This window comes from Bisbaumannia pacifica (assembly GCF_007989625.1).
Taxonomy (GTDB): domain Bacteria; phylum Pseudomonadota; class Gammaproteobacteria; order Pseudomonadales; family Halomonadaceae; genus Bisbaumannia; species Bisbaumannia pacifica.
Map to the genome: position 1 here is coordinate 73,518 of NZ_BJUK01000010.1, position 8,767 is coordinate 82,284.

The 8,767-nt window shown below is 69.5% G+C and carries 11 protein-coding genes; 4 read left to right on the forward strand and 7 right to left on the reverse strand.

Translation table 11 applies throughout. The features are described 5' to 3' along the window. Positions 1-57: 57 nt before the first annotated feature. Entirely contained in the window at positions 58-519 is a 462-nt protein-coding gene (locus HPA02_RS06190) for a carboxymuconolactone decarboxylase family protein (protein ID WP_146802219.1), read from the reverse strand. A 16-nt stretch (positions 520-535) separates the two neighbouring features. On the opposite strand from HPA02_RS06190, the gene HPA02_RS06195 reads away from it, so the two are divergent. Further along, positions 536-1,420 carry a helix-turn-helix domain-containing protein gene (locus tag HPA02_RS06195; RefSeq protein WP_307725127.1) on the forward strand — a complete coding sequence of 295 codons (885 nt, stop codon included), beginning with the start codon at positions 536-538 and terminating at the stop codon, positions 1,418-1,420. Here HPA02_RS06195 and HPA02_RS06200 read toward each other — a convergent pair. Both HPA02_RS06200 and HPA02_RS06205 read right to left on the reverse strand, forming a co-directional pair. Then, entirely contained in the window at positions 1,415-1,843 is a 429-nt protein-coding gene (locus HPA02_RS06200; protein ID WP_146802221.1) for a VOC family protein, read from the reverse strand. The two genes, HPA02_RS06195 and HPA02_RS06200, sit on opposite strands and share 6 nt — an antisense overlap. 145 nt (positions 1,844-1,988) lie before the next feature. Then, positions 1,989-2,627, reverse strand: coding sequence for an NAD(P)-dependent oxidoreductase (locus HPA02_RS06205; protein ID WP_146802222.1), 639 nt, complete (start codon positions 2,625-2,627; stop codon positions 1,989-1,991). Between the two features lie 112 nt (positions 2,628-2,739). Here HPA02_RS06205 and HPA02_RS06210 point away from each other — a divergent pair, with 112 nt between their 5' ends. Continuing rightward, complete coding sequence (locus HPA02_RS06210) at positions 2,740-3,654, forward strand: LysR family transcriptional regulator (RefSeq protein WP_146802223.1); 915 nt, start codon at positions 2,740-2,742, stop codon at positions 3,652-3,654. Between the two features lie 24 nt (positions 3,655-3,678). On the opposite strand, the gene HPA02_RS06215 is transcribed toward HPA02_RS06210, so the two are convergent. Both HPA02_RS06215 and HPA02_RS06225 read right to left on the reverse strand, forming a co-directional pair. Next, positions 3,679-4,227 carry an AAA family ATPase gene (locus HPA02_RS06215; protein WP_146802224.1) on the reverse strand — a complete coding sequence of 183 codons (549 nt, stop codon included), beginning with the start codon at positions 4,225-4,227 and terminating at the stop codon, positions 3,679-3,681. Between the two features lie 405 nt (positions 4,228-4,632). Then, complete coding sequence (locus tag HPA02_RS06225) at positions 4,633-5,511, reverse strand: helix-turn-helix domain-containing protein (protein ID WP_146802225.1); 879 nt, start codon at positions 5,509-5,511, stop codon at positions 4,633-4,635. A gap of 181 nt (positions 5,512-5,692) precedes the next feature. Here HPA02_RS06225 and HPA02_RS06230 point away from each other — a divergent pair, with 181 nt between their 5' ends. Continuing rightward, a complete protein-coding gene (locus tag HPA02_RS06230; RefSeq protein WP_146802226.1) occupies positions 5,693-6,616 on the forward strand; it encodes a DMT family transporter in 924 nt (307 codons plus the stop codon). Positions 6,617-6,619: 3 nt separating this feature from the next. Here the strand turns inward: HPA02_RS06230 and HPA02_RS06235 are convergent, their stop codons facing one another. Both HPA02_RS06235 and HPA02_RS06240 read right to left on the reverse strand, forming a co-directional pair. Continuing rightward, positions 6,620-6,958 (reverse strand): MmcQ/YjbR family DNA-binding protein, encoded by a 339-nt coding sequence (locus HPA02_RS06235; protein ID WP_146802227.1) that lies wholly within the window; start codon positions 6,956-6,958, stop codon positions 6,620-6,622. Between the two features lie 51 nt (positions 6,959-7,009). After that, positions 7,010-7,906, reverse strand: coding sequence for a LysR family transcriptional regulator (locus HPA02_RS06240; RefSeq protein ID WP_146802228.1), 897 nt, complete (start codon positions 7,904-7,906; stop codon positions 7,010-7,012). 104 nt (positions 7,907-8,010) lie between these two features. On the opposite strand from HPA02_RS06240, the gene HPA02_RS06245 reads away from it, so the two are divergent. Then, positions 8,011-8,760 carry an NAD(P)H-dependent oxidoreductase gene (locus HPA02_RS06245; protein ID WP_146802229.1) on the forward strand — a complete coding sequence of 250 codons (750 nt, stop codon included), beginning with the start codon at positions 8,011-8,013 and terminating at the stop codon, positions 8,758-8,760. Positions 8,761-8,767 lie beyond the last annotated feature (7 nt).

An 8,767-nucleotide genomic window follows, 5' to 3' on the forward strand; every position in this document is an offset into this window, starting at 1 on the left:
CAAGATGCTACCAGAGCGCGGCGAGATCGCCATCGACCGGCGCTGACTTCGCCGGGGTCAGTCGGGGCGGTAGCTGCCGGCCTCCATCGCGAAGCCGATCGCCAGGCGATTCCAGGCATTGATGGCGCAGATCGCCAGGGTCAGGTCGACCAGCGCCGGCTCCGAGAAGTGGGCGCGGGTGGCGTCGAAGAGGGCGTCGTCGATGCCGCGTCCGGCGATCAGCGTATGGGCCTCGGCCCAGGCCAGGGCGGCCCGCTCGCGGGGCGTGAAGAAGGGCGTCTCGCGCCAGGCGCTCAGGGCATAGAGGCGCTGCTCGCTCTCTCCGGCGCGTCGCGCCTCCTGGGTATGCCTGTCGATGCAGTAGGCGCAGCCATTGAGCTGAGAGACACGCGTCTTGACCAGCGTCAGCAGGCCGCCGCCGAGTTCGTCGCGGTGCCGGGCCGCCTTGGCCAGATGGGTCTCGATATCGACCAGCGGCCGGAGGGCCTCCGGGTTGGCGGCGAAGTAGTCCATTCGCATGATGAGGGCTCCGATGATGAGTGACAGCCACTACCCTAGTCCGGCAACGGCGCGCGGCATTGTAGTTTTGCGACGCCCGGCCACCGGCCTGACGCTGCATCAGCTCAGGCCGCGGGGTCCCCTGCGCCATGTCGTGCAGAGCCTCTGGTGGGCGAAGGGAGGCGCCCCCGGGCCGGAGGAGGGCGTGGAGCTGTTGCATCCGGATGGCGGCCTGGGGGTGGTCTTCAGCTTCGGCACGTCGCCGCGACGGGATGCCCGACGGCACTCCGGCCCAGCCTGGGTCGATGGCCCCTCACTGCGTACCGCCCGGCTGGAGGTCAACGCCGGCCTGGAGCTGCTGGGCGTGCGCTTTTTGCCGGGCTGGGGTGGCGCCTTGCTGGGAGAGGCGCCGGAGTACCTGGCCGAGGCCGGGCTATTGCCGGCCCAGGCGCTGCGTCACCGTGCGCTTGATGCGCTGCATGAGCGGCTGCAGGCGGTCGAGGGGTTCGCGGCGCGGGCGGCCCTGCTGGAGCGTGACCTCCTCGCCTGGCTGCGGCATAGCGAGGCCCCGTCGCCGCTGCTGGGGGCGGCGCTAGAGTGGCAACGTCGTCACCGGGGGCAGGGGAGTATCACGGCGCTGGCGGAGGAGCTGTCGGTTGGCCCGCGCCGTCTGCAGCGGCTGTTCCGGCGGCAACTGGGGCTCTCGCCCAAGCAGTACGCCCGGGTGGTGCGCGTCGCCCAGGGGCGGGCGCTGATCAAGCGGGCGGAGGGGCCCGGCGCGCTCACCGAGGCGGCCTATGCCGCCGGCTACTGCGACCAGGCCCACTTCGTTCATGACTTCACCGCGGTGACCGGCCTTACGCCGGGGGAATATCGCCGCCATGTGCAACGGCGTGAGGGGGAGCGTGGCCTGCGCTTATGACGGCGGCGCTTCTTTCTCGCAGTTGATCATCCAGGCCACGCCGAAGCGGTCGACCAGCATGCCGAAGCGCTCGGCCCAGAAGGTCTCTTGCAGGGGCATCCGCAGCGTGCCGTTATCGGCCAGGGCGTCGAAGCGCCGCTCGGCCTCCTCGGGGGTGTCGACGCCGAGGGTCAGGGAGACCCCCTTGATGCCCTCGTAGGGGGCCGGGCACTCGGGAGTATTGTCCGACCCCATCAGCACCTGGCCATCCACCACCAGGCGGGCGTGCATGATCTTGTCGCGAACCGCGGCGGGCATCGCCTCCTCGGCCGGGGCCTCGCCGTAGGTGTGCATGGCGACGATCTCGCCGCCGAGGCAGCGCCGGTAAAATTCGAAGGCGGCGCGGCAGTCGCCGTCGAAGATCAGGTAAGCATTGAGCAGCATGGAAGGCTCCTTCTCATGGTGAGGTGTTGAGCTGGAACACCCTAGAGTCGAACCGGGCAGGGGGATTTCGACAGCCTAGGCCATATGCCGCCTCCGATTGTAGTGACGGAAGGTCGGCCCGCCGCCGGCGGGCCGGAGTCTCGGCTCAATAGGCGACGCTGAAGCGTTGGTCGGGATGGCGGGGCGTTTCCAGTTCGTCGAGCATGGCCACGGCGTAGTCCTGCACCGAGATGCGGCTCTGGCCCTCGGCGTCACTGAGCAGGCCGTCGCCGCCCAGGCGGAACTCGCCGCTGCGCTCGCCGGGGAAGATCTCGGCGGCCGGCGAGAGCATCGTCCAGGCCTGGGTCTGCTGGGCACGCAACCGCTCCAGGGCGGCCTTGGCACCCTCGGCGGTGGCGCGATAGGCATCGGGGAACCCCGGGGCGTCGAGCAACAGCTGACCCGGTGCCACCTCCAGGGAGGCCGCGCCGCCGACCACCAGCAGGCGCGGCACGCCGGCGGCCTGGGTGGCGGCGAGGATGGCGTCGAAGCCTTTCAGGTAGTAGCCGTAGACGTCGGCCTGAGCATGGCCGCTGAAGGCGCTGAGCACTACCTCGGCGCCGCGCAGCTGCTCGGTGAGGGCGGCGGTGTCGAGGGCGTCGCTCTTCTCGACGCTGAGGCCATCGCGGGCGGCGAGCCGCTCGGGGCGGGTGACCAGGGCCTTGACCTCATGGCCGCGGGCGAGGGCCTCGTCGAGCAGGGCCGAACCGATAAAACCGCTGGCGCCGATCAATGCAATCTTCATCTCGTGTCTCCTGGTTCAGGGGGAAGATGAGCGCATTGTGGGTGGGTTGATTGATTTGAAAAATAGCCGTTCTGATATTTTACTGTTATCCATCTGATAACAGTGAGGCCCCATGTCCCGTCCTGACGAACTCGACCTCAATGGCCTGCCGCTCTTCCTGGCGCTGGTGGAGGCGGGCAGCTTCACCGCCGCGGCGGACCGGCTGGGCTGCACCAAGACCAAGGTCAGCCTGCAGATCCGCCAGCTGGAGGAACGCCTGGGGGTGACGCTGTTCCAGCGCACCACCCGCCGGGTCCAGCCGACCCAGGCCGGAGAGACCCTCTATCGCGAGTGCCGGCCGTTGCTGGCCGGGTTGCAGGAGGCGTTGGCCAGCGCGGAGGGCGATGGCCATCGGCTGCGCGGCGCGCTGCGCCTGACCGCCCCGGAAGACTACGCGACCCGGGTGCTGGGGCCGGCGGTGGTCGAGTTCGGGCAGCGGCATCCGGCGCTGCGCATCGAGCTGCGCAGTGGTGACCGGATCAGCGACATGCTGGAAGAGGGCATCGACCTGGCCTTTCGCCTGGGCTGGCTGAAGGATTCCACGTTGCGGTCTCGCTCCCTGGGGACGTTCCAGCAGTGCCTGGTGGCCTCGCCCGATTACCTGGCGCGGCATGGCACGCCGGAGGATCCCGAGGCGTTGACCGAACATGCCTGGGTGGCCTTCACGCCGCTGGCCTCGCCCCTGACCTGGACCTTCCGGCGCGGCGAGGAGAGCCGCCGGGTGCAGATGAAGGCGCGGCTCGCCGCCAACTCCACCGCGGCGCTAAGCGCCCTGCTGGTGGCGGGAGGGGGGATCTCGGTGATGGCCGATATCTCGGCCGAGGCGGAGCTGCGTGCCGGGCGCCTGGTGCGGGTGCTGCCGGCCTGGTCGCTGCCCAGCGGCGGCGTGCATGCGGTCTATCCGCCGGGACGCCACCTGCCGGCGCGGGTGCGGGCCTTTATGGACTTCTTCCAGGCCTGGCAGGCGGGCGAGCCCGGCTCGCTCTGATCCTTACGACGGCGGCGCTGCCCGTCACCCTGGTTGGGCCAGGCGTTCCTGCACCATCTCGCAGAGGGCCTCTACCGGTTGCTGCGAGTCGAGCCGCATGACGGGGCACGCGAGTCGGCGTAGCCAGCGTTCATGCAGGTCGCGGCTGCGCAGCGGTGACTTGCCGGTGTCGTAGCGCCTGGCCCACGCCATGAACTCCCGATGAGCATCATGCATATCACCGCCCGGCTCGATGTGCTCCCCGTAGCGCGACCGCTCACGGTCGAGCAGTCGCCGCATGCGCAGCTCATGGGGAAGCGAGAGAAAGATCGCCAGGGTGAAATGGTGAAGCAAGGGATCGCCCCAACTGCATAAGGAGCCGGCCAGAACCCAGGAATCGTGGTCCGCGATCTCGTGCTCGATCAGGGCGATTCGCTCGGCAGGCGCACGCTTGGTGGTGAACGGAGGGTCGGTGGGCTGCCAATAGTAGGCATCGGTATCCAGAAAGGGGATATCCAGATGCCTGGCCAGCGCCGCGCCCAGGGTCGTCGTTCCTGACCCCGAGGCACCGAAGAGATGCAGTCGTATCGCCATGCGTTGTTCGTCCCTGACATGGAGAGGAGCGATCCGTCGCCCCGCTTGGCAATGACTCGATGGCCATTGGCGCGGGCGGCGCATTATAGCCATCTTGCGTCATGGGGCAAGCGGCGCGGCAGGGCCGGCCCGGGCAGGGAGCGATCGTCACGGGCCGGCGGTGGGAGTCGCCGAGCACCGTGTGCTTGGCCATGAGGCCGAGCGGCATTCCTGCCTGCCGCTCGGCTCGTTTGCGCGGCGATCAGCGCATCAGGTGGGCGACGGCCTTGCCCGGGTAGTCCTTCCGGCGGTCGTCCATCCAGGTGTTGTCCCGTAGGGGGGGCTCCCGTTCATTGACCTGGCGGATCTTATGATGGGTGGCGGGGCGTCACCGGCGAAGCTGCGCAGCAGCTCCACGATCCATTGTCACGATACCTGGCTCGTTGATTGCCTCAGCTGCGAGGGGGCCAGGCCCCTGGCCCGGCGAAAGCGGCTGGCCAGGTGACTCGAGGAGCTGAAGCCGCAGGCCAGGGCGATCTCGGCCAGTGGCAGGGCGGTATCGCGCAGCAGCGTCTCGGCCCGCGCCAGACGGCGCTGCAGTACGTACTGGTGGGGGGTGAGGCCCTGACTGCGCTTGAACATGCGTGCGAAGTGGTACTCGCTGAGCTGGACCCGGGCGGCCAGCTCGGCGAGGGGCAGCGGCCGGTCGAGGTGGGCCTCGATATAGTCGCGTATCTGGCCCAGGCGGTGAGGAGCGAGGCCGCCTCGCGGGCGGGGCGGCGGCCGATGGCGCTGGCCGTAGGCATCGAGCAGATGCACCAGCAGCAGGGTGATGGCGCTGTCCAGGGCCAGGCGGTCGGCCGGCTCCTGCCAGTCGAGGGCGAGTAGCCAGTGGCGGTAGAGGCTGGCGATGCGCGGGTCCTCGGCGAAGGTGCACTCGTCCAGCAGCAGCCCGGAGGCTTCCCGGTCCCAGACCCGCTCGGCGAGTCCCTTGAGGTGCTCATCGGTGAAGTAGAGGTGGGCGAATTCCAGGGGGCCGCGGATATCCCACAGGGAATCGTGTTGGGCCGGCATCAGGCAGAAGCGGTCGGGGGCGCCGCCGTTGCGCCAGCCGCCGGGCGTCTGCCGATAGGACTCGTAGCCATCGGCGACATAGAGGCTTAGGGTGTGGTGGCCGGGTTGCTCCAGGGCGATCCGGTCGGCGTCGTTGCGCCACTGGGCCAGGCCGATGCCGCCGTCGAGCCGGGTGGCTCGCATCAGGCTGGCTTGGCGTTGACTCAGGTTCTCGAATACGTGGTACGGCATGGCCCTCTCCTCCTCGCCTCTCGATGGTAGCCAGCCGCCGACGCCGGGCCAAGCGGTTGGAGGCCCAGGCAGAGAAAAAGCGCAAGAATCGGCTACCCGGCGCAAGAAGCTGAATGCCCGGCAGGCCCGGCTCGGCGACACTCGGCGACTCCGAGCCTGAAGTCACCCAAGGAGCGCCACCATGAACCTGATCCTGTATGCCGCCACCGTGCTGATCTGGGGCACCACCTGGATCGCCATCGCCTTCCAAGTGGGGGAGGTGCCGGTGATGCTGTCGGTCTTCTACCGTTTCGCCCTGGCCGCCGGCCTGCTGTTGCTGTGGCTGGCGCTCCGCGGACGCTTGCGGCGCCTCGGCGCGCGCGATCACCTGCTCTGCGCCCTGCAGGGCCTGTGCGTCTTCTGCCTCAATTTCTATTTCTTCTACACCGCCGCCGCCTATATCACCAGCGGCCTGATCGCCGTGGTGTTCTCCATGGCGGTGCTGTTCAATGCCGCCAATGGCGTGCTCTTCTTCCGCCAGGCGATCACGCCGCGGCTGCTGGTGGCGGCCGCCCTGGGCCTGGTCGGCATGCTCTGCCTGTTCTGGCCGGAAATTCGCCGTGAGGCGCTGGGATCGGGGGTGCTGCTGGGCCTGGGCTGCGCACTGCTGGGCACCTACGGCTTCTCCCTGGGCAATATGCTCAGCCTGCGCCACCAGCGCCGCGGCCTGGACCTGCTCTCCACCAACGCCTACGCCATGGCCTATGGCGCCCTGCTGATGCTGGCGCTGGTGCTGGCCAGCGGCACGCCTTTCACGCTGGATACCTCGCCGAGCTACCTGGGCGCCCTGGTCTATCTGGCGGTGTTCGGTTCGGTGGTCGGCTTCGGCACCTATTTCGCCCTGGTGGGGCGGATCGGCGCCGGCCCGGCGGCCTATGCCACCCTGCTATTCCCGGTGGTGGCCCTGGGCATCTCCACCCTGGTCGAGGATTACCGCTGGACGCCGCTCGCCCTGATCGGGCTGGTGACGATTCTGGTCGGCAACGCCGTGATGTTCTACCGGCCGCGGGCGAGGATGCCGGCACCAGAATCGCAGTCAGCGTCCGGCCCCCGCTCGGCCGTCTGACGCTCAAAACGGATCGCGGAAATGATCGCGGATACGCCGCGGGGCCTTGTCCCGCCAGGCGGCGACCAGGGCCTCGCGGACCCGGGGGTGGGGCGCCTCGCCCAGGCGCACCTGGATCTGGCCGGGAGCGTCACCGGGAGCCGGGCGAAAGGCCCCGGGGCTGGCCGCGACGATCTCGGCCTGGGCCTCGGGGGCAAGCCACAGGGTGGCCCAGCTCGCCTCGGGGTAACCCAAACGGGCGAAGATCTTGCCGCCGACTCGATAGTCGGGGTGATCCTGCTCGGCATGTTCCACGACCCCGGGCAGGCCCAGGGCCAGGGCACGAAATTCGGCTTCCGTCATTAGCGCCTCCCGGCCGCCCCGGAGGGGGCTCGTTCTCAGGATAGATCGCGCCTAGGACCTTGTCCGCGGTCCATGGCCGCCACCGGGCGGGGCTAGGCCCCGTCGCTCCAGGGCCGCGGCGACGAACGCCATAAAGGCACGGATCCGCGCCACCCGCCGCAGGTCGGGGTGGGTCAGCAGCCAGAGCTCGGTGGCCAGCGCCGGGATGGGCTCGCCGAGCCGGCGCAGGGCGGGCTCGGCATCGGCCAGGTAGCAGGGCAGCACCGCGCAGCCGAGGCCGTCGCGGGCCGCCGCCAGCATGCCCAGCAGGGTGTCGATGCGGTAGTGGCAGCGATTCGTCAGGCCGGCATCGGCCAGCCAGGCCGCCAGGTCATCGTAGTCCAGGTGGCGATCCGGCCCGATCCAGTCGGCCTCGGCGGGGTCGTCGCCGGGCCGGCCATAGATCGCCTGCTCGATCAGGGCGACCCGGCGGCCCACCAGGTGCTGGGGCGGCGAGGCGGAGGGGCGAAGCGCCACGTCGGCGTCGCGTCGGGCGAGATCGAAGCGCTGGTTGGAGACGGCGACCTCCAGTTGGATATGCGGATGGGCGCGCCGGAAATCGGCGAAGATCGGCGACAGCAGGCCCATCAGCAGGGTATCGGTGGTGGTCACCCGCAGGGTGCCGGAGAGCTGCAGGTCGCGTCCTGCCAGGCGCCGCTCGACCTCCTGGATTTCGCCGGCGATGCGTCCGGCCACCTCGGCGAGCTCGGTCCCGGCCGCCGTGGGGGCGTAGCCGCGCCGGGAGCGCTCGAAGAGGCGCACGCCCAGGCGCGCCTCGATGGCGTTGAGGCGGCGAAACAGGGTGGCATGGCTGGCATCGAGGCGGCGGGCGGCACCGGCCAGGGAGCCCGCGGCGGCGATGGCCAGGACCACGCGAAGGTCGTCCCAGGGCATTATCTGTTCATTCATGCAAGGTTCGTTGTTATCGATAGGGGATGTTATGTCATGGATGAACAGCCTAGCCTCTGCAGGACCGGCACGACAGGCGTGCCGCCGAGATCGGGAGCTAGATCATGCGGGTACTTATCGTTTTCTGTCACCCCGAACCCCACTCCTTCAATGGCGCCCTCAAGGCGACGGCGGTGGCGCACCTGGAGGGCCAGGGGCATGCGGTGGAGGTCTCGGATCTCTATGCCGAGGGCTTCGATCCGCTGGAAGGGCCCGGGCACTACTCACGTCGTGCCGACCCCACGACCTTCTCGGCGCTGACCGAGCAGCGCCGGGCCCATGAGGCCGGGGAGTTGCCCGCCGAGGTGGCCCGGGAGATCGCACGCCTGGAGCGCGCCGAGCTGATCATTCTGCAGTTCCCGCTGTGGTGGCATGCCCAGCCGGCCATGCTCAAGGGCTGGTTCGACCGGGTCATGGTCTATGGCGGCCTCTATTCCGGCAGCCGGCGCTACGATCGCGGCCGGCTCCGCGGCAAGCGGGCCTTCTGCTCGGTGACCACCGGCTCGCCGGCGCCGGCCTTCACCCGCCAGGGCCGCGGTGGCGAGATGGCCAGCCTGCTCTGGCCCATTCACCGCTCGCTGGCCTACCTGGGCCTGGCGGTGTTGCCGCCCTTCGTGGTCTATGGCGTCCAGGGCGGCGGCCTGCACTACGAGCAGGAGGCGATATTCCGCGAGCGCCTGGAGGCCGAGAAGGTCGCCTGGCGGGAACGCCTCGACCGGCTCGAGACGCTGTCACCGATTCCCTTCGCCGGCTGGGACGACTGGGACGAGCAGGGGATACTGCGCCCCGAGCATCCGCTGGCCTGGCGCCCCTGAGCCGGGA

Bases quoted from the DNA above. Each gene is read 5' to 3' on its own strand.
- HPA02_RS06190 (WP_146802219.1), bottom strand. From the start codon at position 519: ATGCGAATGGACTACTTCGCCGCCAACCCGGAGGCCCTCCGGCCGCTG.
- HPA02_RS06195 (WP_307725127.1), top strand. From the start codon at position 536: ATGAGTGACAGCCACTACCCTAGTCCGGCAACGGCGCGCGGCATTGTA.
- HPA02_RS06200 (WP_146802221.1), bottom strand. From the start codon at position 1,843: ATGCTGCTCAATGCTTACCTGATCTTCGACGGCGACTGCCGCGCCGCC.
- HPA02_RS06205 (WP_146802222.1), bottom strand. From the start codon at position 2,627: ATGAAGATTGCATTGATCGGCGCCAGCGGTTTTATCGGTTCGGCCCTG.
- HPA02_RS06210 (WP_146802223.1), top strand. From the start codon at position 2,740: ATGTCCCGTCCTGACGAACTCGACCTCAATGGCCTGCCGCTCTTCCTG.
- HPA02_RS06215 (WP_146802224.1), bottom strand. From the start codon at position 4,227: ATGGCGATACGACTGCATCTCTTCGGTGCCTCGGGGTCAGGAACGACG.
- HPA02_RS06225 (WP_146802225.1), bottom strand. From the start codon at position 5,511: ATGCCGTACCACGTATTCGAGAACCTGAGTCAACGCCAAGCCAGCCTG.
- HPA02_RS06230 (WP_146802226.1), top strand. From the start codon at position 5,693: ATGAACCTGATCCTGTATGCCGCCACCGTGCTGATCTGGGGCACCACC.
- HPA02_RS06235 (WP_146802227.1), bottom strand. From the start codon at position 6,958: ATGACGGAAGCCGAATTTCGTGCCCTGGCCCTGGGCCTGCCCGGGGTC.
- HPA02_RS06240 (WP_146802228.1), bottom strand. From the start codon at position 7,906: ATGAATGAACAGATAATGCCCTGGGACGACCTTCGCGTGGTCCTGGCC.
- HPA02_RS06245 (WP_146802229.1), top strand. From the start codon at position 8,011: ATGCGGGTACTTATCGTTTTCTGTCACCCCGAACCCCACTCCTTCAAT.